The organism is Chryseobacterium herbae, from assembly GCF_025154075.1.
Classification (GTDB): Bacteria; Bacteroidota; Bacteroidia; order Flavobacteriales; family Weeksellaceae; genus Chryseobacterium; species Chryseobacterium herbae.
The window spans coordinates 150,466-174,128 of the sequence record NZ_JAOAMU010000002.1; the positions used below are offsets into that span (position 1 = coordinate 150,466).

A 23,663-nucleotide genomic window follows, 5' to 3' on the forward strand; every position below is an offset into this window, starting at 1 on the left:
AAAGCTAATTTAATAATGGAAGAAGAAAAAAAATCACTCAATTTTATTGAGCAAATTATTGAAGATGATATGGCAAACGGTCTGAATAAAGACAAGATCCGTTTCCGTTTTCCCCCTGAACCCAATGGATACCTGCATATTGGCCATACAAAAGCTATCTGCATCAACTTTGGTCTGGGTGAAAAATACAACGCTCCCGTAAACCTTCGTTTCGACGATACGAACCCTGAAAAAGAAGAACAGGAATTCGTAGATTCTATCAAGAAAGACGTTGAATGGCTAGGTTTCAAATGGGACAAAGAGCTATATGCATCCGACTACTTCCAGCAGCTTTACGAATGGGCAGTACAGATGATCAAAGAGGGGAAAGCTTATGTAGATGAGCAGCCGTCTGAGGTGATCACTGAGCAGAGAAAGAATCCTACAGAACCGGGAATCGAGTCGCCGTTCAGAAACCGTCCGGTAGAAGAATCCCTTGATCTGTTTGAAAGAATGAAGAACGGAGAATTTGAAGAAGGTTCAATGTCTCTTCGTGCACAGATCGATATGGTTTCCCCGAATATGAACTTACGTGACCCCGTGATGTACAGAATCCTGAAAAGGCCTCACCACAGAACCGGTACAGCATGGAAAATTTATCCTATGTACGACTGGGCACATGGTGAATCCGATTATCTGGAGCAAGTGTCGCACTCATTATGTTCATTGGAATTTGAAAACCACAGACCACTTTATAACTGGTATCTGGAGCAGGTATACGACGAATCTAAAGTAGCCCCGAAGCAGAGAGAATTCGCAAGAATGAATGTATCTTATATGATCACGTCTAAAAGAAAATTACAGAGGCTTGTTGCTGAAAATGCCGTAACCGGTTGGGATGATCCAAGAATGCCTACCATCTCAGGAATGAGAAGAAAAGGATTCACGCCGACATCTATTAAAAACTTTATTGACAAAGTAGGTGTTGCGAAAAGAGAAAACCTGATCGAGATCCAATTGCTTGATTTCTGCGTACGTGAAGACCTGAATAAGGTAGCGAAACGTGTGATGGCAGTGGTAGATCCGGTAAAACTGGTCATTGAAAACTATCCTGAAGGCAAGGAAGAATGGCTTGAAACTGAAAATAATCCTGAACAGGAAAATGCAGGGACAAGAGAAGTTCCTTTCTCCAGAGAATTATATATCGAAAGAGAAGACTTTAAAGAAGAAGCTAATAATAAATTCTTCAGACTGAAACTAGGCGGAGAAGTTCGTTTAAAATCAGCATACATTATTAAAGCGGAAAGAGTAGAGAAGGATGAAAACGGTGAGATCACTACGATCTATGCTACTTATGACGAAAAGAGCAAGTCCGGAAGCGGAACGGAAGAAAGTTTGAGAAAAGTAAAAGGTACGCTTCACTGGGTGTCTGCTACTCATGCGATCCCGGTAGATGTGAGGATTTATGACAAACTCTTTACAGTAGAGCAACCAGACGCCGAGAAAGATGTAGATTTCCTTAATTTCATCAATCCGGAGTCTGTAACGACCATTAAAGGATTTGCTGAGCCAAGCTTAAAAGATGTAGCCATAGGAGAGCCACTTCAGTTCCAGAGAATCGGGTACTTTACAAAAGATCAGGATTCTACGGATTCTAATCTGGTATTTAACCGTACAGTAACGTTGAAAGATTCTTTCAAACCGGAATAATCTTACCATGATCAATATAAAAGCAGGACTTGAAAAAGTCCTGCTTTTTTGTTTTAAGCCTAAATTCGTCGAATAGTTAAAAATTGATGTCACGATCAGGCTGGAGCTAGAATATTATCGAGTGTAGTCAGATATCATATATTTTAATTTCTATTAATATAATTGATAAAAGAAGATCCTTTTAAAGGGCTTTCCGGACCAATTTGCCTAAATTTGCATCTTACTGGATTTTCTCCCCAAAAAATAATAGTGTGAAATTAATTAGCGTATATACGAGTTCTTTTAAAGAACTCTCAGAAGAGAGCTGGATGTTGGCGCTGGTCATGCTCATCAATCGTGCAGGTTCTATGGTGCTTCCTTTTTTAGGGGTGTACATGACGGGTCATCTGCATTTCAGTATAGAAAATTCGGGAATTATTCTGAGCTTTTTCGGGATAGGTTCCGTACTGGGTTCATGGATCGGTGGAATGATTACCGATAAGATCGGAGAATACCGTGTACAAAGTCTGAGTCTGCTGCTGAGCGTGCCTCTGTTCTGTCTGATTCCGCTTTTTAAGACAGAAGTGGGATTGGCTGCTATTATTCTTATTCAGAGTATTGTCAGTGAAACTTTCCGTCCTGCGAACTCTGTAGCGATCACTAAATATGCTAAACCTGAAAATATCACCAGAGCTTTCTCCCTCAACAGGATGGCTGTAAACCTTGGGTTTTCCATTGGTCCTGCACTGGGAGGAATATTATCTGCCATTTCTTATGAATTTTTATTCTTCAGTAATGCTTTAGCCGCACTGCTGGCCGGTTTAATGTATATCCGGTTCTTCGGAAAAAGAAATAAACGGACATCATTGAAACCGAAAAAAGTAAAAGAAGCTATTGCCGTTAAAAAAGAAAATTCTCCATACCGCGACGGAAAATTCTTGCTTTATAGCTTCTTTTGTATGCTGTTTTCTATTTGTTTTTTTCAGTTATTCAGCACACTGACTATATTCTATAAAGATACGGCACATTTAAGCCAACAGAATATCGGGTATATCCTCGGTTATAGCGGTTTCCTCATTGTTCTGCTTGAGATGGGCTTTGTACAAATCGCTGAGAAGTATTTCAGTCTGGCCTTTACGCTGCTCATAGGAACTGTTTTATGCGGTATTTCCTATGCCATGCTCGCCTTTGATTATTCCATCCTTACCCTTATTGTTTCCATGACATTGCTGTGTATCGGTGAGATCTGGACACTGCCTTTTATATCTACAATAACCGCCTTACGCTCCGGTGAAAACAACAAAGGCGCCTACATGGGAATGAACGGGATATCAGTTGCCTTAGCGTTTATTATTACACCTTATGTAGGAACTATGACTGCAGATAAACTTGGTTTCAGCACACTGTGGATAGCAACCGGTATATTGTCGATAGGTATTGCACTTGGGTTCTATTTTGTAATCCCGTGGATGCTGAAGAAGAGAGTTAGAGAGTCTTAGGGTTGTAGAGTTTTAGTGTCTTAAAGTTTGAGTGTCTTAGGGTTTTAGAGTATAAAGGGTTTTCGGATGAAAAAGAAAGATGGAAGTTATGAAAATTTGAGATCTTTGATCCAACACCGTGTCTAACATCTGAAATCTAACCTCTATTCTCTATTTTTTTTAAACGCAAAGACACAAAGTTTTACAATGATACTGCGTTAAGACGCAGGAAAATCAAAGACTTTCAGCAAGGCTAACCGTATAAATTTTGAACAGTAGTTTCCTTTCGATTAACCAATTTTGTATAGCTTAACTAGAATATCTGACGTCTAAAATCTTACATCCAAAACCTAAAATCTAACCGAGCTATCCTCAATCAATTTTATCGTAGATAAAATCCTTGCGCCTTAACAACGTAATATATTCAAATGTCTTGCGCCTTTGCGATTTAAACATTTTTTTTTTAAACGCAAAGACACAAATTTTTACAATGATACTGTATTAAGACGCAAAATCAAAGACTTTCAGCAAGGCTAACTGTATATATTTGAGTGGTAATATTCTTTTGATTAAACAGCTTTGTATAATATAACAAGAACGTCTGAAATCTGACGTCTGAAATCTGATATCTAAAATCTAGATTCTCTCTCCAAAACAATATTCCTCACAATCATCTCCGCATGAATACGCGAGTTCTCAATAAACCAAAGATGCGTATCCTTTCCTCCACAAACAACGCCTGCCAGGTATAGATTCGGGACATTGGTCTCCATGGTTTCGGGATGATAGAGTGGATTCAGGCAGTCGCCTTGCAATTCGATTCCTGAATTTTTGAGAAAATCAAAATCTGGAAGATAACCGGTCAGGGCGAGAACAAAATCATTTTCAATCTCTTTGATTTGTCCGTTTTCATCTTTAAAAATGACGGTGTTTTCAGTGATCTCTGCTATTTCTGAATTAAAATACGCTTTGATACTTCCTTCCGCAATCCGGTTTTCGATATCCGGTTTTACCCAATATTTAACGTTTTTTGAAACCTCAGAGTGGCGGATGATCATCGTTACATCGGCCCCTTTTCTATACGTTTCCAAAGCCGCATCCACCGCGGAATTGCTTGATCCTACCACAACCACTTTCTGTTTTGCGTAAGGATAAGGTTCCGTATAATAATGTCGAACTTTCGGAAGGTTTTCACCCGGAATATTCATCACATTCGGGATGTCATAAAATCCTGTGGAAATAACGACGTTCTTTGCTTGATAGGTTGATTTTGAGGTTTCAATATCAAAAATACCCCCGCTTTTGGAAACTTTCAGAACTCTTTCGTAGAGGTTAATATTGAGTTCCCTGTGTCTTGCAATCCCCTGATAATACTCCAAAGCTTCCTGTCGACCGGGTTTTGGCGCTGTAGAGATGAAAGGAATACCGTCTATCTCCAGTTTTTCAGCAGTGGAGAAAAAACGCATGTATAAAGGATAATTGTATAAGGAATTGACGATGGTTCCTTTTTCTATGATCAGATGGGTTAAATTATTTTTCTGGGCTTCAAGGGCACAGTTAAGACCAATGGGTCCGCCTCCGATGATGAGGATGTCTAAAATTTCCATAGAACAAATTTACTTAAAACCACGATATGAAGCGGAAAATAGGTAACAGAACTTATCTATGAAGACGATTGTATTGGCACCAGTTTTGGTGTTTCTTCAGCATTAAAAATTTGAAAAGATGAAAAACCTTATTATCCCAATATTCGCATTAGCTCTTTTGACAGGCTGTAAGAAAACCCCGGAAAAACCTGTTCCCAATGTGGTAGATTCTATGGCTCTGGCTAAGGAAAAGAATATTGAAAATACAGCACAAAAGAAAAAAACAGATGAGGCAGCTGTAAAAGTAGCTAATGATTTGATTCTACAGGCTTTAAAAAATAAAGATTATAAAACTTTTGCATCATTCATTCATCCTGAAAAAGGAATTAGTTTTTCAATGTATGGATTTGTAAACACTAAGGAAGACCAACATTTTTCCAAAGAAGATTTCGAAAAGTTTCAGCCGACAAAGACTTTATTTACATGGGGAGCTCAGGATGGTTCAGGAGATCCGTATAAAGCCAGCATCAATGATTATCTGACGAAATGGGTTTTCTCTAAAGATTTCACAGGATCACAATATTCATTAAATAAATTCCAGGCTGGCGGAAATTCACTTAATAATTTAAAGGAAATATACCCCGGCAAAGACTTCACCGAAAACTACATAAAAGGCACCGAAAAGAATGGTGAAATGGATTGGAAAACCATCCGTTTTGTATTTGAAGAATTTCAGGGTAAGCAGTATCTGGTAGCTGTTGTGAATGACCAGTGGACGATCTAGTAAATTACACAGAAGACTGTAATTTATCAGTATAGTTTATTTAAGAATGCTTCGACTTCGCTCAGCATGACATCTCTAATATGTAACGTAAAGTTTACTAAGTGTCATGCTGAGCGAAGTCGAAGCATCTATTATATTTTGCTCTTATTTGGTGCCGTATTAACCTAAAATCTCAGCAAGCTTTTTAGTCAGATTTCTTCTTGAGAACTGCTCTATATTCTGAGTGTTTTCAAGGAGATCTCCTTTTTTCCACAGTTCATATTTCTCAAGGATAAAATCTTTGACAGCTTTAGAATCTTCGTAGCTGAAGTGTTTTCCTGCTACTGTTTCATCCAGTATTCTCGATACATCCGCTTCATCCGGACCAAAAGAAATAATTTGTTTTCCGGTTGCCAGATATTCAAATATTTTCCCGGGAATAATTCCTTTCGAAGACTCATTCGGGAAATTGGTGATCAGTAACAGATTGGAGTTCGCCATCTCTTCCACAGCTTTGTCATGGGAGATATAGCCCAGATTCAGGATGTGGTTTTTCAGGCTTGAACTTTCTATGGACTGAAGAATTTTATCATCGACTCTTCCTGCAAATTTCAGGGTAAAATGGTCTGCAAAGTCTTTATTTTCCTTAACTAATTCATCAAGAATTTTCCAGAGATTTTCAGGATTTCTTAACTGCTCAAGAACTCCGATATAGCTTAATGTGAAAGATTCACTATTGGGTCCGTTCGCTGTTTCAATAGGTGAAGAAGAAGCATCACTTTCATCAAAACCATTCGTGATACAAACTGCATTTGCTCCCGCTTTTCTGAAGTTTTCAGCATCGGTATAGCTTGTCGCCAGAGTGATATCAGCAGTTTTAAAAACGGCACTTTCAAACTGACGGTGTTTATTATCGGAACTTTTGGTAAGTTTTAAATGTTTGTAATAGGAAATCTCTGTCCATGGATCACGGAAGTCGGCGATCCATTTCAGGGCTGGGAATTTCTTTTTCAGCCCGAGACCGATCATATGAAGAGAGTGGGGCGGCCCGGAAGTCACCACCACATCTATTTTATTTTCTTTTAAATACTGTTCTAAGAATTTAATGGAAGGCTTTACCCAAAAAACTCTGGCATCCGGAATGAAGAAATTTCCTCTCACCCAGATCGAAAGCCTGGATTTCCAGCTTTGGTTTTTACCGACATCAAACTGACCGGCTTTGAACTTTTTATTGCTTTTGTTCAGCTTTTCAGCCAGCTGGTAAGGTTCCCAGATTTTGGTTTTTACAATCTCTATATTTTGCGGAACGTCTTTTAAAAGACTTTCATCGAGTAGGGGATAACTTGGATTTTCGGGCGTGTAGATCACCGGACTCCAACCGGATTCGGGCAGATATTTTGCAAACTTCAGCCATCTTTGAACACCAGGACCTCCCGCAGGAGGCCAGTAATAGGTGATGATCAGTATTTTTTTTTGTTCCATTAACCTTGAACAATAACTTTTAAACGTTAAACAGTTTTCTCAACGAGCTGTTCTTTTTTCTTATTCTTATTCGTCCAGAAGATCCCGAATGCACTCAGCGCGATAAACAGTCCGAAGCATAATAGCGACAGCCATTTCCCTTTTTCAATTACTTCCGGTTCAAAGACCATTCTGATGTTGTGAGTTCCTGCAGGAACGTGTACGGCACGTAAAAGATAATCAGCCTTGATATAAGGAACTTCTTTTTCGTCTACAAACATTTTCCATCCGTGAGGATAGTAGATCTCAGAGAATACAGCCAGCTGAGGGGTTTTTGATTGAGATTTGAATTCCAGTTCGTTCGGCTGATACTTCGTTAAATTGATAAATGCCGTTGAATCTGCCTGCACTGTTTTCCCAGTGAAATAGGCTTTATCTTCTGCTGCCATCACAGCTGTTTTCTTACTGTCGATGACGCCGATAGACTTGATTTCTTCGTCAGGGGTGTTCACGAACTTAAGGTCGCTTACAAACCATGCATTTCCGTTGGCTTTGGCATTCGGCATGGCCTGAGGCTTGTCCGGACCGCCCATTACCCAGTATTTTGCGTTCAGAAGATTAAGGATATTCGGTACCTTTACAGAGTCCATAACCTGGAAATATTCATTGATCACGTCATCATATCTTCTCAGTTTTACGGCATGATAGCCTCCGATTGAAGATTTGAAATAAGAGGTATTCGTCTCGCTGAATGTCCCTAAAATATTATTGAAAACTCTGTAGTGTGTTTTGTCTTTTTCGGCAATGGTTTCAAGCGTTTTATTAACGTTCACATTGGCCACGATAGATTCTAAATTCGGATTTCCCTGAACTTTTTCCGCCAGAAGATCTGAACTTTCTGTCTGGAAAGGATTTTCAGCGAATACTTTGTCTACATAATTTTCATCATTCAGATAACGTTTGTTTACCGTCCAAAGATCAAATAAACTCACAGCTCCAATGATGATCAAAGCGATGTTCTGGCTCAGTTTCTTCTTCATGGTCATGAAAAGAACTGCGGCCGTTATAGCTACATAGAGCAATGCTTTTATAGCATCAATTCTGAATAACTTGAATCTTTCCTCAGCAAGATAATCTAACAGGAAAGGAGGGAAATAGGTTTTTTCACCGTCTGTATAAAAGCCCAGCAGTGATTTTCCAAAAATAAGAAGGATCAGAAGAAAACCCAAGGTTCCTCCACCTACATACATCAGGATTTTCTTTTTATATTCTTCCGTTAATTTTTCATCAGTAAAGAATCTGTAGATCCCGATAATAGCAATGAGAGGGAATAATAATTCCACAACAACCAAAATAGAAGATGGTGCTCTGAATTTGCTGTAGAAAGGAACGTAGTCGATAAAGAAGTCGGACAGCGGCATAAAGTTGCTTCCCCACGCCAGTAAAACAGTCAGAATAGACGCTCCCAGAATCCAGTAGCGGTATTTTTTCCATGCAAAGAAGAATCCTAATAAAGCAAGGAAACATACAACGGCTCCCTGATAGGCAGGTCCTGAAGTTCCCGGCTGGTCTCCCCAATAGGTCACCCCGTTGAACCCTTTTGAAATTCTGTCCATTTCAGCCTGTGAGCCTACGTTTTCCTGAATAAGTTCCTGAACTTTAGTCATCATTTCCTTAGCTTCTGGCTCCTGACTTCCGCCACCCATTAGCCTTGGAATGAAAAGATTTAAGGTTTCCAGTTTTCCGTAGCTCCACATCAGAATGCTGGTTTTATCCAGTCCTGATTCTCCTGAAGTGTGGCTGTCATTGGTAAGGATCTGCTTTCCACGTACCGTTTCTTTGATGTACTCGGAATTGGCCATAATCCTTTGAGAATTCATCCCGACACCTATCGCACATGAAGCAGCGATAATTCCGGATGAAATCAGAAAATGCTTCATCGGAATTTTTTTCTGAATCGCTCTTACCAGCTCGGAAAGGAATAAAAATCCTAAGGCCAGGAAGAGATAATACGTCATCTGCGGGTGATTGGCTGCAATCTGAAGTCCCATAAACAGGGTCGTTGCAATGAAGCCCCAGATATATTGTTTCCGGATATAAACCAATATGATTCCGGCAAGAAGCGGTGCAAAATACTCGATGGTATTCACTTTACCGTTGTGTCCTGCCGCAATAATGATATAAAAATAGGTAGATAAGCCAAAGAAAGTGGCACCCAGTAAGGCGTACTTCCAGTTTCTGACGGCTACCATTCCAAGGAAGAAAAATCCTGCGAAAAGGAGGAAGAGATAATTGACCGGTCTTGGCAGGAAGTTCAGGTTGCTGTCGATCTTTTTGATGATGTCACCTTTGAACTGGCTTCCCATCTGATAGGTGGGCATTCCGCCAAACATGGAGTCACTCCAGTAGGTTTCGTTTCCGGTATCGGCTCTGTAATCGAGGAGTTCTTTTGCGCCTCCTCTGTACTGTACGATATCATGCTGAAAAAGCTGTTTTCCTGAAAAAACAGGGGTGGAGTATAAAAATGCTAAAACTATAAATACAACGAGTGAAATTGCAATATAAATTAAGTTTTTATTTTTAGCCATGCTGGTTATTATCTTTTATTTCTTGGAATATTTACCTTTTATCTTTACTTTCTTTTACCTCTTCATAGTCAACTGTTTCTGCATCCCAGTTGAGGTTCTGTTTATTCTTATTCGAGTTGTCGAGATCCTGCTGCTTATTACTATCATTATTGTTATTGAATCTATAACTATAAAAAGCTTTGTGAAATACCCGTCTCAGGATATTCCAGACAAAGAAAATAACGATGGCTGAGAGTACTAACTCAAGAATGTACTTCATAATTTCTAATTTAAATTCAAGTGTATGGTTTAAAGCATAAAATTTAAAATTCAAGGGTATAAAATGATTCCGAAAGTAATTATCAACGATAAAAACCTCCTCTCACACTCTGATACCCTTTCACTATCAAACCTTCCGACTCTAAAACGTCTTTAATTCAATTATTTTGCAGAAGGATTGATCATCACAGAAGATTTTGAGATGCTTTTCATAGACTGTGACTGTTTTCCGTCTGAAATAGTCTCGGTCTGTGTTGTTTTTACATCAATATTCTGGTTCGAGATCCATCCTGTGCTTTGGTCAAACTTAATCACACCGTTCTGAGCAAGCTCGCTGCTAAGGCTGTGCGTGATAGGTCCCTGCGTTTTCTTTTCTGTTTTCTTAGGAATTCCTCCTGTTACAGAAATTTCTGCAGTTCCGTTTCCTACACTTTTCAGAATATAGTTTGAAGTTACCTTCATGGTTCCGCTTGCATCTGCATTTTCAGTAGTGGTCCATTTTTCTCCGATTTTTGCTCCCTTTTTAGGGATAATCGTTAAGTTTTTAGCAAGTTGCTCCTTCAGTATTTTTTCGTTGAAAGTTTCCTTAAGACTGGCTACAACACTTGCCTTTTGGTTGGCATCTTTAATAAGAGTTCCTACCGCAGTGGTCACTTTGGTATAAACTGCATCAAAACCTGTAATGGAGATCACATTTCCTTTCGTGTCCATTTTCATGTTAAGCTTGTTACCCGTAAGTGCTCTGTTGATATTCCAGATCATTTTCAGATCGTCTTCCTTAGGAATAGCCTGCTTGGTATCTACGATTACCGTTTTACCCTGTGCACTTTGTGAATTTCTTTTAGCTACAAGATTAAGTGTCATGTCATATACATTTCCCTTGATATCATTTACCGTGAAATTCATTTCGTCTGTAGACTCACTGGTTGCCGTGATTGATTTTCCCTGAGGATCTTCCATCGTTTTTACGTCTCTCTGGTAAGTCGTAAGAGGATAAGTCTTCCCTTTTTCCAGTTTGAACGTCTGAGTGAAAACTCCCGCAGAATCTTTGATCGCCGGGTTTTCCGCCACTTTAGCTACAGAATCGGCAGGAACTTCTATCGTAACTGTTTTTCCTGTTTTAGGATCTACTTTAGTGATGGTTGCCGTTTCTTTTTTACAAGATACAAGAGCTATAGATGAGATAAGCATTAATGCTGCTACGTTTTTCATTTGAAATTTTTTAAGTTTAAATTTTACTGATATTTCCGTTCTGTGTATCAATAACGATACCATAAAACATCATCATAAAACACTTCTGCCCCTACAGATTACAGATTGGGAGCCGCTACGATTTTCTGTCTTACCGCTTCATACAAAATCGCTCCGCATGCTACAGAAACGTTCAGTGACTGTGTTTTCCCTTCGATCGGAAGTTTTATTTTTTCGTCCGAATGATGCATCACTTCCTTAGAAATTCCTGTTTCTTCATTCCCCATCACGATAGCACAAGGCTCCGTGAAATTCACATCATAGATCAGTTTCTGAGCCTTCTCAGTCGCTGCAAATACAGAAATACCGCTCTGCTGAAGGAAATCTACCGCATGGGCAAGATTCGGTTCCTTACAGATTTTGATATTGTAAAGTGCTCCTGCAGACGTTTTGATGGCGTCAGAGTTAATCGGTGCTCCCCCTTTTTCAGGAATAATAATGGCATCTACCCCAACACATTCTGCTGTTCTGCAAATCGCCCCGAAGTTTCTCACATCTGTAAGTCTGTCAAGGATTAAAAGGAAAGGTGTTTTTCCTTCCTCAAACAATTGCGGAACAATATTTTCCACTCTATGAAACGGAACATCTGAAATAAAAGCAACTACACCCTGGTGATTTTTTCTTGTAAAACGGTTCAGTTTTTCAATCGGAACAAAGTTGGGACGAATTTTATGTTGGGCTAAAATAGTCTTTAGCTCAGCATAAATAGGACCCTGAAGTGCGTTCTGCACAAAGATCTTATCAATCGTTTTTCCCGCTTCAATAGCTTCTATTACAGGACGAAGTCCGAAAATGAAATCGTCTTTTTTGTTTTCGTTTGTCAAAATTTATTTTTTCTGTTGTTAAACTTAGTCAAGGCAGGGAGGTTCTTCTACTGTTTTGTACTTGCTTTCAAAGCCTGAATCTGTAGTCGTGATCTCCGTTAATTTTCTTACGTCATTATAAACACTCCATACTGCCTGGTTGTTATCCTTTATATCCAATGTATAATTTACATTTTCCTGCCCTTTTTCTGCATTTTCTTCATGCAGTTCAAAAAGGTATGTACTTCCTTTTTTGGTAATATTTTTGATCTCAAAATAATAAGCATCCTGCCCAATAATATGTTCCAGTGCATATTTTCCATCATGACTCAAAATTATCTTTTGATTTTGATAATCACATGGAATGTAGATGATGTATCCTGAGTCTTTTTTGGTAAGCATTGTCCATTCTTTTGGAACAGATTTGAAAATGTCTTTCCAGTTTTCAGGGCTTTTTATTTCCGGCTGATGAACCTCTGCAACTGTATCAGCTGATGGCTTGGATAGGCTGTCAGCAGACTGCGTTTTTACCGTATCATTTTTAGGGGAACAGCTCACCATACTGATGATGAGTACTCCTAAAAGGAAAAGCTGTAAAGAGAAAATTTTCTTCATCAAAATACTAATATTTTTCGCCTAATATTGCTCTTTTCTGCGCCATGATATAGCCATAATGCAAGCTTTCATGCATATTGTTAAAGATGATTGCATCCTGAATACTTTTCAGATCCATTCCGAAACTTGTGGTGTACGGTGTGTAGTCTGAAAAGAAATCGCTGTCATAATCTTTCATCAAAATCTTTGAAGTTTCAGTGAGTAAAAACTCAAGGTCTTCCACTTCAGATTTTTGTACATTCAGGTTCGGAAGAGTTCCTTTTTTATAGGTTTCGATCCAATATTTATCAATTCTGAAGGGGTTTCCGCTCAGATAATAATGCAGCAGCTGCTGGGTAGCAACGGTGTGTGCAATATTCCAGTACATATTGTTGTTGAAACCATCAGGAATCAACAGAAGATCTTCGTGTGAAGTGTTCTGTAAGATGCCTAAAAGGTTCTTTCTCACCTGTCTGTGTGCTTGAAAATGATAATTCATTTTACAAATTTTTTTAATCACCAAAAATAGTCTAATAAACTGGAAGTGACAATTTTTTGGTTAAAGGATTAAATTAAATGTTCTTAAATCGTGAAAAAAGATGTTATATGGGTTCCGAGTTTCGAGGTATGGGTTTGAGAGTCGGAGAGTTTTTAGGTTGTAGAGTTGAGTAGAAGTTTGATAGTGCCGGTTGGTTTAAACCTCGAACCAATAAACCCGCGTCCATAAACAAAAAAAACTCCCTTGAAAAATATTCAAAGGAGTTGATGTTGTTTCTCAGATTAGTAAATCTGAATATATTTTTAGCGTACTTATTTTTTAATGATCTTATGTTTGAATGTTATTCCATCCTTTAGAACAATATTCAGCAAATAGACTCCTGCAGGATACGTTGAAATATTAATTTTATTTTCTCCGCGGGTTTCGGCTAATTTTTTTCCTTCTATACTGAAAACACTTACCGAAGCTACATCCGACTTGGATCTTATGTTCACAAAATCTGAAGTAGGATTGGGGTAGATGCTTACATCCACGGTCTTGATATCCTTTACATCCAGTACTGCACTGCTTTTGCCCTGCATGTAAACAGATAAAAACACATCTCCCTGCTGTTGATTGAAAACAGCTGTCGGAATGGTATGCTTTAAAGTATGATTTCCTGCAGTTATGGTAGGCATAGTAAATCCTCTGATCGGAACTGAATTACCTGGACACCAGTTATTCCACGAAGTCCATTCTGCAAATGATTTCACCGCCGCCCCATATATTCCGTTACCCTGTGTATTGTATACTCTGAACGGTTCACAGGAAATTCCTCCGGGAGTATAAGTAAGCATTTGCACATCATCTATATAAGTGTAATTCTGTCTTCTTACATATTCTTCACCACCTGTATTAGCACCATGAGGAGTGGATATCACGTAAAAACGTGCGTTGGTAACGGCACTCGGAAGGTTGAAATTAACAATTCTAACGGTTTCACCAGGAACATCCGTGTTGTTATAGTTATTGAGTGTCTTATACGTTAATATAGGAACAATAGAATTCTGGTCTGTGATGGTAGCGCCTGTATCTGTTGAGAAGAACGTAAGATTTCCTGAGAAAACATCAATCCTCCCGGCGCATCCGGCAACCTGTGTCTGGGCCGCGTAAGGAACCCCGAAAACATCCAGTTCCATGTACATATCATAAGTTGTACGTAATGTAGCATCATGAAATACATTGTACATATTGCTTAAATCATACGTATAAGGAACCTCATTAGGAGTACGGTTTTTACTCATAAACGGGGTGATGTATCTGCCAACTTCAATTCTTTTTACATTCGCATCATTCATGGTATAGGTAGGCTGATTTTTTGGAACCATCGCTAAATAAACACTTCCCAAACGGTCATAGTTGTCACAAAGAGCTCCTATGCTCACCCTCATGGCAATTTTTGCTTTGAAAGAATTGAGTTCAGCATCTGTAAGTTTCCTTGCATATCTGGTGTTTCCCAGCCTGATAAGACCTGCAGGTACCGGATCGGATACCGTAGCAGCGTAACCGTCATAATAAACTGCATCTGAAATCAGATTCATCCGGTTGGTCTGTGATTGAAAAAGGCTCGCGAGAAAAAGGCTGGCAAAAAATAGCTTTTTATACATATGATTGGCATTTGTTACAAATATATTAAAATATCTATTTAAAGTTGTTTTCTGATTGATTAATTTTAAAATATACATTGCTTTTTTATTAATTGTGTAAATAGGTTGCAAATGATGGTGAATGGTTTTTATGAAATAAACAAAATGAATTATTTTTATACATCAATTAATTGACAATGGTTTAAATAATTCACTCAACAGGTTAAATGATCAGATTTATTATAAATATCAAAACTTTATTATTAAATTAGCAACATTGTTATTGATGACTTTATTAATTATGAAAAGAATTTTACTTTTATCTTTGTTATTGATAGTTTCACTGTCTAACGCTCAAATCAATTTAAATATCACAAGCACCAATGTCGGAACTGCACCTATAAGCAGTTTTTTTTCCTATTCATATGTTCAGCAGATCTATCCTAAACAGGAGTTGAATGCTACAGCGGCAGGAGATATTACAGGTCTTACCTTTTATGTGGATCCGTCAGCTACAATCAATGATTCATCGGACTGGACCGTTTATGTCGGACATACTGCAAAAACAGCATTTACTTCCGGTACAGACTGGATTCCGGCGGCACAGCTGACCCAGGTTTTTACAGGGACTGTGACCAAAGCTAATAATAAAGTAGAAGTGACTTTTACTACACCATTTGCCTATAATAACACGGATAATTTAGTGATCGCTGCCAGGGAAAATTCTCAGAGTATCGATATCAATAATTTTGACGAAGCTTTCCGTGTGTATCCTCATATTCCGTCTTCTACTCTTTATTACAAGGGAGACCGTGCGGTAGTTGATCCTGCAACGCCACCGGGAGGAATAAGAGCAGATTACAAGTCTGCAGTTACCATTTCAGGATTAACGCCTAAGCCGGGGCCTTCGTGTCCTTTTGTGAATTACCCCACAAACGATACTCAGTTTGTATCTCTACTTCCTAATATCAGATGGCTGGCAGTTGTCGGAGCGGATTCCTATAAAATTTCACTGGGAACTACGCCTGGTGGGACAGATATTATTAATCAGCAGTCTGTGACAGGGGTTAATTTTACTCTATTAACGGCCCTTAACCGAGATACAAACTACTATTTAAAAGTGATTGCAGTTTCAGCCGGCCTTGAGTCTTTAGGCTGTGCGGATATTGCATTTAAAACCATTCCTCCGATCCCTGCCAACGATGCCTGTTCAGGAGCTTTAGCAGCATCTGTTTTCCCTTATGAATACACGCAGAATGATGCAGTATCTGCCACTAATAACAATGGATTCATCACATCATGTACCGATGCAATGAATGACGGAACGTGGTTCAGATTTACAGGAGACGGTGGTCAGTTTAAGGTGGGAATAACAATGCCTGTGGGCAGTGCTTATGATCCGCAGATGGATATTTATAGCGGTACATGCAGTGGATTAACATGTGTAAAAGCAGTAGATGCCGGCGGTGGCGGTGCTGCGGAAACGTATACTTTCACCACTACGGCGGGAACTGAATATTTTATCAATGTCGGAGCTTATGAAGAAACAGTTGATATGCCGGAAAATGTATTTACCATTAAGATCATTAAACTTTAATAGAGGTGAATGATCAATGATGAATAGTGAATGGTCAATAGTGAATTTTTACCAGTAGTGAATCTTCACCATTCACGATTGACTTGCGAAGCAAAATTGACCATTGACATGAAAATATCGTGAATAGTGAATTGTCAATAGTGAATCTTTAGAGATAACCATTCACCATTGACTTGCGAAGCAAAATTGCCCTTTCACATACAAAATTCTTCATTTAACACTCTGTTTTATAAGAAAATATTACCGTAACTTTCACTGTATGAATTGATTTTATACAGTGAAAGTTGTTGTATATGGGTCTTATTGCTGTATAAATCCCGGAATATTTAACAAACTTTAACTCAAAAATGGCATTCATTATGTTGATTAATGCCAGTATTTATCAGAAATTTACCACCTATTTTAATTAAAGCTATGTCAGATACATATCAAGCCGAAGATATCCGCCAGTTGACGGAAAAAGTAAAAGAAAAAAACTACTTATTTTCTCTTCTGAGACAGGAAATCAACAAAGTGATTATTGGACAGGAATACATGATAGATCGCCTATTGGTGGGTCTTCTGGGGAATGGTCACGTTCTTTTGGAAGGGGTTCCCGGACTGGCAAAAACCCTAGCCATAAAAACCCTGGCAGAAGCTGTTCACGGTGAATTTTCAAGGATACAGTTTACTCCCGATCTACTTCCGGCCGATGTGGTGGGAACCATGATCTTCAATATCAAAGACAATGATTTTTCCATAAAAAAAGGTCCTGTTTTCGCAAATTTTGTACTGGCAGATGAGATCAACCGTGCGCCGGCAAAAGTTCAGTCGGCACTGCTGGAAGTGATGCAGGAAAAACAGGTGACCATTGGTGATGAAACGATGAAACTTCCTAAGCCGTTTCTGGTACTGGCTACTCAGAACCCGATTGATCAGGAAGGAACTTATCTGCTTCCAGAAGCTCAGAGTGACCGTTTTATGCTAAAATGTAAGATCGATTATCCTAATTTTGAAGACGAAAGAACCGTGATGAGAATGGTTTCAACCTCTCACCAGCCTGTTGTCAAGCCTGTGATCTCATTACAGGATATAGTAGATGCTAAAGAACTGATCAATCAGATTTATCTGGATGAAAAGATCGAAAAATATATTCTGGATATGGTTTTTGCAACCCGTTATCCTGAAAACTACGGACTTTCCGAACTTAAAAACTATATCGGATTCGGAGCTTCTCCAAGAGCATCCATCAACTTAGCGATTGCATCCAGAACCTATGCATTCCTAAAGGGGAGAGCTTTTGTTATTCCTGAAGATGTGAAAGCATTGGCACAGGATGTATTAAGACACAGAATTGGTCTTACGTTCGAAGCGGAGGCGGAAGAAATTACGTCGGAAGAGATCGTCAGCAGAATACTGGCTAAAATTCAGGCGCCGTAATGAGTGAAGTTGTTATCAGAAAAGCGATTCAGGAAGATTGTGGTCCCATGCTGGAGCTGATCCGTGAACTGGCAGAATATGAAAAAGCACTTCATGAAGTGACTTTAACTTTAGATGAATTTATCGAGGATGGCTTCGGAAAATCTCCGGTTTGGGGAGCTTTCGTTGCTGAACTCAATAATGAAATTGTTGGAATCTCGCTTTATTACGACAGATTTTCAACCTGGAAAGGAAGAAGACTGTACCTTGAAGATCTGGTAGTGACTGAAAAAATGAGAGGAAAACAGATCGGAAAACTTTTGTTTGATGCCACTTTGGAATACGGAAAATCAAACCAATACAGCGGAATGGTTTTTCAGGTATTGAACTGGAACGAACCAGCCATTAATTTTTATAAAAAATACAGTCCGAAATTTGACAATGAATGGCTTAATGTTTCGATTGAACTGAAGGATTAGAAGAAGGGAAGCTAGAAGCTAGAAGAATGAAGATGGAAGCGCGGCACAAACCACGTAACCCGAATCCCAAAAACCCGAAACTCGAAACTCGAAACCGCCCCCACATTATGGAAATAAAAGATATTGTAAAAAAAGTAAAGCAGATAGAAATCCGTACCCGAAAGAAGACGGAAGCTTCGCTTATGGGACAGTATCACAGTGCTTTTAAAGGCCAAGGAATGACTTTCTCGGAAGTACGTCCTTATCAGTTTGGAGACGAAATCAGAAGAATCGACTGGAACAAAACGGCCAGATTCCGTGAGCCTTTCGTTAAAGTAATGGAAGAGGAAAGAGAGCTTACCATGATGATCGTGGTAGATATTTCCGCTTCTATGGACTATGGAACCAAAAACCAGTTGAAAAGGGAGTATGTAGCTGAAATTGCTGCCAGCCTTGGATTTTCGGCGGCCGGAAACAATGATAAAGTAGGACTGATTCTGTTTGCTGATAAAGTATATAAAGTGATTCCGCCACAGAAAGGCAGAAAACATATTCTTTCGATCATCAGTAATATTCTGACGGCAGATTATGTGCCTGCTGTATCAAAGATTGATAAAGCGATGGAATATATGATGGGGATTTTCAAAAGGAAATCTCTGGTTTTTCTGTTCTCAGATTTTGAAGATACGTATGACTCTAAAATGTTGAGAGTAGCATCCAAGAAGCATCAGCTGCTCGGGATGAGGATTTTTGACGAAAAAGATAACGAAATTCCAGATGTTGGTTATGTCCTTCTGCATGATGCCGAAACCGGAAAAGAAGTTTGGGCCAATACGTCCAGCGCAAGGTGGAGGTATACTTTTGCCGAAGCCCAGAAACAAAAAGTCCGGGCTTTGGAAGAAGATTTTGCTAATAGTTCGGCCAGTTTTATGAATATGAGCACCGGTGCTGATTATTCTAAAATGCTGTATAATTATTTCCAGAAGAAGTAATTTTAATAACAAACTTTCTGCTATTGAATAAAAACACCTTTATACTATTGCTTTTGCCCGCTGTATTTTGTTTTGGACAAAACAAAACGGTAACTGCTGAAGTATCGGTAGTGGAGCCCGAGATCAGTAATAGTTTGAAAGTTCCGGTTACCCAGTGCAAATATGTAATGGAGCCGGTATATCTCCGTAATGAAAATAACGTGATTTATCACGATTGCAATACCAGAAAATACCTGCCGATAAAAGGAAAGGATCTCACCATTCCTAAAAACAATTCTGAAGGCTTTTTTGCATTAGATAAAGAAGGGGTTTATTACAAAGGAGATTATATTAAAATAGATACAGCCGGATTCAAAATAGTAGGACAGATCGGCAATCATCAGGAGGCTCTTTGGAAAGTAAAGGGAAAAGTTTATAAAAACTTTACACAGATTCAGGTTTCAGATCCGGATACTTTCATGCCGGCTTATTGCGGGAATGGTGATTATTATAAAGATAAAAACTTCATCTATTACCGGGATAAAAAGATGCCGGATGCAGATGTAAAGACTGCATTTGAGGCCTGCAGAGAATATTTTTATGACAAAAACTATTTGTACTTTAATGGAAAAATAGCCAGAGTGAATAATGAAGTATTGTTTTCTGTAAACGAAGCCCTGGCAAAAACTAAAACTAAAGTATATTCCAGAGATATGATGCCGCATCCGGAAATGGATGCAAAAACAATCCGGCCGCTTTCAAGAAGGTTTTCTGTGGATGCAAAAAATGTCTATTATAATCTGGAGAAACTACCGATAAAGGGAGATTTCAAAAACCTGAAAGCATGGGGTCAGGTTAATTCCTCCTATCTTTCAGACGGTCAGTCGATATGGACGGCGGATGGAAAACAGGATACTGATCTGGATGCGAAGACCTTCGGAATGCTTCCCCACTCAGATTTCTTTTATGACAAAAAAGGAGTGTACAAAAAAATATATTCAGAAAAACTGAAGAAGGCTGTGAATGAAAAATTCCCTTTTGATTATACAGATAATGTTTCAGAACAGAATCTTTTTATAACAGATAATTCCTGGTACATTGTCTATAAAAATCAAGCGTACGACCCATGGAATAATATTATTTATAAAAACCTTACAGATGAGCAGCTGGCTACGGCAAGACAAAATACCCTGAACTTGTCAAAAGAAATAGAAAACAGAAAAATAGAAAAACAGTTTAGCCAGAATCTTTATCTGGCAGACGGGAAGATATATTGTCATGGCGAAGAAACAGATGCAGATGCGGGAAGCTTTACCAGTGTAGGTGCTAATTGGAATTTTTATAAAGATTCAAAACATGTATACCGGTATATCGGATATGGCGAAAACAGTAAATTGACAACAATAAAAGGAATAGATCCGCAGACTGTGGAAACTTTCGGAAATTTTTTAAAGGATAAAGATTATATTTATAGTGGGAACTATAAAATGATAGACAATAAGAATGCTCAGCTCTTGGGCGTGTTTACAGGATACAGACCCGGATGTGGGTTGGACAAAAATCCTTCATCAAGCTATTATTTATTCAGAAATGATTCAGGATTTTGGCTTGTAATGATATCTGATAAAGTAGTAATACGGAGTTTAGGAATGGAACTTCCCGGAGGATGGCATGACGGAATTAAAGAATTTGAATTAAAGCCTGCTGTTTATTAGCAGTAAGGCAGTATTGATATAGAGAATGAAATTGCAGAACATATTTTTAATTATATTTTTTCTTATCGGTGGAAATGCATTTTCACAGATATTGTCCTCGAAGCTCGAAAAGAAGACCCTTGCTTTGGGTGAAGTGAATCGTTTAACGATTAAAATTGACAATGTGCATGACCTGCAGGTCGTTGCTGCGCCTAAAAATGAGCTCCTGCCTTTCCATTTTGAGGAGATTAAGGACAGTATCGGACAGAACCAGAGTTCATACGAAAGAAAAATTGAGTTTTCAGTGTATGACGAAGGTAAATTTACCATTCCCGAACTGGAATTCAATGTAGGAGGAAAGATTTTAAAAACCATTCCTTATGAAATTGATGTGATCAATACCGCTCAAAAGGCCGATCAGATTAATGATATCATGAATAATAAGGAAGTAAAGCTTGAAACCAAAGATTATTGGGAGCTCTATAAATTTTATATTCTCGCTGCCCTCGCAGTTATTGCGCTGATTGTTGCCGTTATTATGTTTATCAAATGGGGCAGAAAATCGAAAAGCTCACCTGCGGTTGCAACCAATCAGACATTGAAAGAGCTCGATTCCTTAAAAAAGAAAAAATACATTGAAGGCGGTAATTTCCGTTCCTTTTATGTTGAATTAATAGAGATATCAAGAACATTCATCGCCAAGCAATACCATCTTCCGGCAGATGTTCTTCTTACCGACGATCTTATTGATGTTATGAAAAAGAACAACACCATTTCTCAGGAAAACGAAAAGATTGTGGAAGATGTATTTTTAAGAGGAGATTTGGTGAAATTTGCCAAGACTTTCCCCGATCAGACTACCATGGAAAAAGATTTTGCAGATATCCGCGATTTTGTGAAGAGATCATCAAAAGATTTAGAATTTGAAAACTTAAGAAAGGATGCCTGATTTTGAATTTTACAGTCCGTGGTTCCTGCTGCTTTTTCTGCTCTTCATTCCCCTTTTTATTAAAGATGCAGGCGGAAAGCAAAGGAAAGGCATAAAAGTCCCTACCATTCAGAATATGGGCGAGAGTGGAGGAATCCGTGCGGTGCTTATTTTGCTTAAACTTTCGAAATATATCATTCTTTCTGCCCTGATTATTGCGATGGCCAGGCCAAGAACATTTACTGTCTCGCAGGACCGGGATGATACCAAAGGAGTAGACATTATGCTTTCGATAGACGTTTCGCTGAGTATGCTTGCCAAAGACCTTAGTCCGGACCGTATTACTGCATTAAAAGATATCGCCATCAAGTTTGTTCAGAAGCGCCCGAATGACAGAATAGGGGTGGTAGCTTATGCTGCAGAGGCATTTACCAAAGTACCGGTGACTTCAGATCATCAGGTGGTGATCGATGAAATTAAAAACCTTAATTCTGCAGGCCTTGAACCCGGAACAGCAATAGGGGAAGGACTTTCCGTAGCAGTCAATCACCTGACCAAAAGCAAAGCCAAAAGTAAGGTGGTGATTCTGATGACAGACGGGGTCAGCAATATTCAGAATGCGATACCTCCGCAAGTCGCTGCAGAGCTGGCCAAGAACAATAATATAAAAATATACTCCATAGGGATCGGAACCAATGGTTTTGCACTGATGCCTACTTCACAGGATATTTTCGGGGATCTGATCTTTACGGAAACGGAAGTGACGATTGATGAAAATACGTTGAGGGAAGTGGCGCAGACTACGGGAGGGAGGTATTTCAGAGCGACTTCCAACAGCAGTCTGGAGGAAATTTATGATGAGATTAATCAGTTGGAAAAATCTGATATCAAAGTTTCCAAGCTGTATAACTATGATGAATATTTTAAAATCTTCCTATGGATCGCGTTGGGAATGCTGTTTTTAGATGCATTGCTGCGATGGGTATTATATAAATTTTTAAGCTGATGAATTGGTCTTTAGGAAATTACTGGTATTTATTCTTGCTGCTGCTTTTGCCGCTGCTGTCTTTCTTTCTGGTCCGTTATCTGAAGTGGAAAAAGAAAAAGAGAGAGATTTTTGCAGACAGCAGGTTTCACGATAATTTATTTGAAAACAGATCGGGATTTACAAAGTTTTTCCCTGTTTTATATCTTTTGGGAACACTTTTTCTGATATTTTCCATTATCGATCTGTTGAATGGTTCTGAAGAAGTAAAAACCAATCAAAGGCTTAATAATGTGATATTTATGCTGGATGTTTCCAATTCTATGAATGCGGAAGATATTGATCCCAGCCGTCTCATGGAAGCAAAGAATCTGATGTTGAGTACCATGCAGAAGATGAAGAATGATAAGATCGGAATTGTGATTTTTGCAGGTGAAGCGGTTTCTATTATGCCACTTACGACAGATTACGGGACTGCGGAAACTTACATAAGTGCTTTAGAAACTAGTTCGATGAAGGTTCAGGGAACGGATTTTCTGAAAGGAATGCAGGCCGCAGCAGAAAAGTTTAAAAATGTAAGCAAAGGTTCAAGAAAGATCATCCTGCTGAGCGATGGTGAAGATAATGAAGGAAATGATAATGCAGCCATCCGACTGGCCAATAAAGAAGGAATCTCCATAACATCAGTAGGAATTGGAACAGACGAAGGTGCACCGGTACCGGAATATGTTTTCGGACAGCTGATGGGCTACAAAACAGACATGGATGGTGGAACCGTTATTTCCAAAAGACAGACAGAAGCTCTTAAAAAGATGGCAGAATCTACTGGAGGTGATTATATCGACGGAAATAACATCAATGAAGCGCCTAATAAGATCATCGATGCCATGAATAAAAAGGCTTCATCCGCACAGACTTTGGTGAGATCTCAGAACGCAAATCATTATTATCAATATTTTTTAATAGTATCCATTTTCTTCTTCTTTTTAATTTATATATTGAACCCGAAAAAAGATTTCAACGTATAATATTTTATTCTTTGTTTATCAAGATTTTAA

General features: G+C 38.7%; 20 protein-coding genes. 11 read left to right on the forward strand and 9 right to left on the reverse strand.

The annotated features are described in order from the left end of the window. The first annotated feature begins 15 nt into the window (after nucleotides 1-15). Both N0B48_RS06875 and N0B48_RS06880 read left to right on the forward strand, forming a co-directional pair. Nucleotides 16-1,689: a glutamine--tRNA ligase/YqeY domain fusion protein gene (locus tag N0B48_RS06875; protein WP_259837782.1), complete on the forward strand. Its 1,674-nt coding sequence runs from the start codon at nucleotides 16-18 to the stop codon at nucleotides 1,687-1,689. A 308-nt stretch (nucleotides 1,690-1,997) separates the two neighbouring features. After that, entirely contained in the window at nucleotides 1,998-3,167 is a 1,170-nt protein-coding gene (locus tag N0B48_RS06880) for an MFS transporter (protein WP_259838676.1), read from the forward strand. Between the two features lie 608 nt (nucleotides 3,168-3,775). Here N0B48_RS06880 and N0B48_RS06885 read toward each other — a convergent pair. Further along, on the reverse strand, nucleotides 3,776-4,753 hold the full coding sequence (locus tag N0B48_RS06885; RefSeq protein WP_259837784.1) for a YpdA family putative bacillithiol disulfide reductase: 978 nt from the start codon (nucleotides 4,751-4,753) through the stop codon (nucleotides 3,776-3,778). Nucleotides 4,754-4,871: 118 nt separating this feature from the next. Here N0B48_RS06885 and N0B48_RS06890 point away from each other — a divergent pair, with 118 nt between their 5' ends. Beyond that, the gene (locus N0B48_RS06890; RefSeq protein ID WP_259837786.1) at nucleotides 4,872-5,516 is read left to right on the forward strand and encodes a hypothetical protein; all 645 of its coding nucleotides are present in this window, start codon (nucleotides 4,872-4,874) and stop codon (nucleotides 5,514-5,516) included. A 159-nt stretch (nucleotides 5,517-5,675) separates the two neighbouring features. Here the strand turns inward: N0B48_RS06890 and N0B48_RS06895 are convergent, their stop codons facing one another. The 8 genes from N0B48_RS06895 to N0B48_RS06930 form a co-directional block, all read right to left on the reverse strand. Continuing rightward, complete coding sequence (locus N0B48_RS06895; RefSeq protein WP_259837788.1) at nucleotides 5,676-6,977, reverse strand: glycosyltransferase family protein; 1,302 nt, start codon at nucleotides 6,975-6,977, stop codon at nucleotides 5,676-5,678. Between the two features lie 26 nt (nucleotides 6,978-7,003). After that, nucleotides 7,004-9,544, reverse strand: coding sequence for a YfhO family protein (locus N0B48_RS06900; RefSeq protein ID WP_259837790.1), 2,541 nt, complete (start codon nucleotides 9,542-9,544; stop codon nucleotides 7,004-7,006). Nucleotides 9,545-9,575: 31 nt separating this feature from the next. Then, nucleotides 9,576-9,803 carry a hypothetical protein gene (locus N0B48_RS06905; protein ID WP_259837791.1) on the reverse strand — a complete coding sequence of 76 codons (228 nt, stop codon included), beginning with the start codon at nucleotides 9,801-9,803 and terminating at the stop codon, nucleotides 9,576-9,578. A 161-nt stretch (nucleotides 9,804-9,964) separates the two neighbouring features. After that, a complete protein-coding gene (locus N0B48_RS06910) occupies nucleotides 9,965-11,014 on the reverse strand; it encodes a DUF6263 family protein (RefSeq protein ID WP_259837793.1) in 1,050 nt (349 codons plus the stop codon). Between the two features lie 98 nt (nucleotides 11,015-11,112). Continuing rightward, the gene (gene rlmB / locus N0B48_RS06915; protein ID WP_283950698.1) at nucleotides 11,113-11,877 is read right to left on the reverse strand and encodes a 23S rRNA (guanosine(2251)-2'-O)-methyltransferase RlmB; all 765 of its coding nucleotides are present in this window, start codon (nucleotides 11,875-11,877) and stop codon (nucleotides 11,113-11,115) included. Between the two features lie 24 nt (nucleotides 11,878-11,901). Then, on the reverse strand, nucleotides 11,902-12,471 hold the full coding sequence (locus N0B48_RS06920; protein WP_259837795.1) for a hypothetical protein: 570 nt from the start codon (nucleotides 12,469-12,471) through the stop codon (nucleotides 11,902-11,904). 7 nt (nucleotides 12,472-12,478) lie between these two features. Next, nucleotides 12,479-12,949 (reverse strand): DinB family protein, encoded by a 471-nt coding sequence (locus N0B48_RS06925; protein ID WP_034728833.1) that lies wholly within the window; start codon nucleotides 12,947-12,949, stop codon nucleotides 12,479-12,481. Between the two features lie 311 nt (nucleotides 12,950-13,260). Beyond that, nucleotides 13,261-14,595, reverse strand: a complete 1,335-nt coding sequence (locus tag N0B48_RS06930) for a peptide-N-glycosidase F-related protein (protein ID WP_259837797.1) — start codon at nucleotides 14,593-14,595, stop codon at nucleotides 13,261-13,263. Between the two features lie 280 nt (nucleotides 14,596-14,875). On the opposite strand from N0B48_RS06930, the gene N0B48_RS06935 reads away from it, so the two are divergent. The 8 genes from N0B48_RS06935 (at nucleotide 14,876) to N0B48_RS06970 (ending at nucleotide 23,633) form a co-directional block, all read left to right on the forward strand. Continuing rightward, nucleotides 14,876-16,171, forward strand: a complete 1,296-nt coding sequence (locus tag N0B48_RS06935) for a hypothetical protein (RefSeq protein WP_259837799.1) — start codon at nucleotides 14,876-14,878, stop codon at nucleotides 16,169-16,171. A 414-nt stretch (nucleotides 16,172-16,585) separates the two neighbouring features. Further along, nucleotides 16,586-17,590, forward strand: a complete 1,005-nt coding sequence (locus tag N0B48_RS06940) for an AAA family ATPase (protein ID WP_259837801.1) — start codon at nucleotides 16,586-16,588, stop codon at nucleotides 17,588-17,590. Continuing rightward, nucleotides 17,590-18,048 (forward strand): GNAT family N-acetyltransferase, encoded by a 459-nt coding sequence (locus N0B48_RS06945; protein WP_259837802.1) that lies wholly within the window; start codon nucleotides 17,590-17,592, stop codon nucleotides 18,046-18,048. The genes N0B48_RS06940 and N0B48_RS06945 overlap by 1 nt, the downstream gene beginning before the upstream one ends. 107 nt (nucleotides 18,049-18,155) lie before the next feature. Continuing rightward, complete coding sequence (locus N0B48_RS06950; RefSeq protein ID WP_259837803.1) at nucleotides 18,156-19,019, forward strand: DUF58 domain-containing protein; 864 nt, start codon at nucleotides 18,156-18,158, stop codon at nucleotides 19,017-19,019. Between the two features lie 23 nt (nucleotides 19,020-19,042). Further along, nucleotides 19,043-20,713, forward strand: coding sequence for a DKNYY domain-containing protein (locus tag N0B48_RS06955; RefSeq protein ID WP_259837804.1), 1,671 nt, complete (start codon nucleotides 19,043-19,045; stop codon nucleotides 20,711-20,713). Between the two features lie 31 nt (nucleotides 20,714-20,744). Next, entirely contained in the window at nucleotides 20,745-21,641 is an 897-nt protein-coding gene (locus N0B48_RS06960) for a BatD family protein (protein WP_442867481.1), read from the forward strand. Beyond that, on the forward strand, nucleotides 21,634-22,626 hold the full coding sequence (locus tag N0B48_RS06965; protein ID WP_259837806.1) for a VWA domain-containing protein: 993 nt from the start codon (nucleotides 21,634-21,636) through the stop codon (nucleotides 22,624-22,626). The genes N0B48_RS06960 and N0B48_RS06965 overlap by 8 nt, the downstream gene beginning before the upstream one ends. After that, a complete protein-coding gene (locus tag N0B48_RS06970; RefSeq protein WP_259837807.1) occupies nucleotides 22,626-23,633 on the forward strand; it encodes a vWA domain-containing protein in 1,008 nt (335 codons plus the stop codon). Before N0B48_RS06965 ends, N0B48_RS06970 begins: the two co-directional genes overlap by 1 nt. The last annotated feature ends 30 nt before the right edge of the window (nucleotides 23,634-23,663 follow it).

Bases quoted from the DNA above. Each gene is read 5' to 3' on its own strand.
- N0B48_RS06925 (WP_034728833.1), bottom strand. From the start codon at position 12,949: ATGAATTATCATTTTCAAGCACACAGACAGGTGAGAAAGAACCTTTTA.
- N0B48_RS06885 (WP_259837784.1), bottom strand. From the start codon at position 4,753: ATGGAAATTTTAGACATCCTCATCATCGGAGGCGGACCCATTGGTCTT.
- N0B48_RS06900 (WP_259837790.1), bottom strand. From the start codon at position 9,544: ATGGCTAAAAATAAAAACTTAATTTATATTGCAATTTCACTCGTTGTA.
- N0B48_RS06940 (WP_259837801.1), top strand. From the start codon at position 16,586: ATGTCAGATACATATCAAGCCGAAGATATCCGCCAGTTGACGGAAAAA.
- N0B48_RS06935 (WP_259837799.1), top strand. From the start codon at position 14,876: ATGAAAAGAATTTTACTTTTATCTTTGTTATTGATAGTTTCACTGTCT.
- N0B48_RS06875 (WP_259837782.1), top strand. From the start codon at position 16: ATGGAAGAAGAAAAAAAATCACTCAATTTTATTGAGCAAATTATTGAA.
- N0B48_RS06890 (WP_259837786.1), top strand. From the start codon at position 4,872: ATGAAAAACCTTATTATCCCAATATTCGCATTAGCTCTTTTGACAGGC.
- N0B48_RS06930 (WP_259837797.1), bottom strand. From the start codon at position 14,595: ATGTATAAAAAGCTATTTTTTGCCAGCCTTTTTCTCGCGAGCCTTTTT.
- N0B48_RS06895 (WP_259837788.1), bottom strand. From the start codon at position 6,977: ATGGAACAAAAAAAAATACTGATCATCACCTATTACTGGCCTCCTGCG.
- N0B48_RS06920 (WP_259837795.1), bottom strand. From the start codon at position 12,471: ATGAAGAAAATTTTCTCTTTACAGCTTTTCCTTTTAGGAGTACTCATC.
- N0B48_RS06880 (WP_259838676.1), top strand. From the start codon at position 1,998: ATGTTGGCGCTGGTCATGCTCATCAATCGTGCAGGTTCTATGGTGCTT.
- N0B48_RS06965 (WP_259837806.1), top strand. From the start codon at position 21,634: ATGCCTGATTTTGAATTTTACAGTCCGTGGTTCCTGCTGCTTTTTCTG.
- N0B48_RS06950 (WP_259837803.1), top strand. From the start codon at position 18,156: ATGGAAATAAAAGATATTGTAAAAAAAGTAAAGCAGATAGAAATCCGT.
- N0B48_RS06970 (WP_259837807.1), top strand. From the start codon at position 22,626: ATGAATTGGTCTTTAGGAAATTACTGGTATTTATTCTTGCTGCTGCTT.
- N0B48_RS06910 (WP_259837793.1), bottom strand. From the start codon at position 11,014: ATGAAAAACGTAGCAGCATTAATGCTTATCTCATCTATAGCTCTTGTA.
- N0B48_RS06945 (WP_259837802.1), top strand. From the start codon at position 17,590: ATGAGTGAAGTTGTTATCAGAAAAGCGATTCAGGAAGATTGTGGTCCC.
- N0B48_RS06905 (WP_259837791.1), bottom strand. From the start codon at position 9,803: ATGAAGTACATTCTTGAGTTAGTACTCTCAGCCATCGTTATTTTCTTT.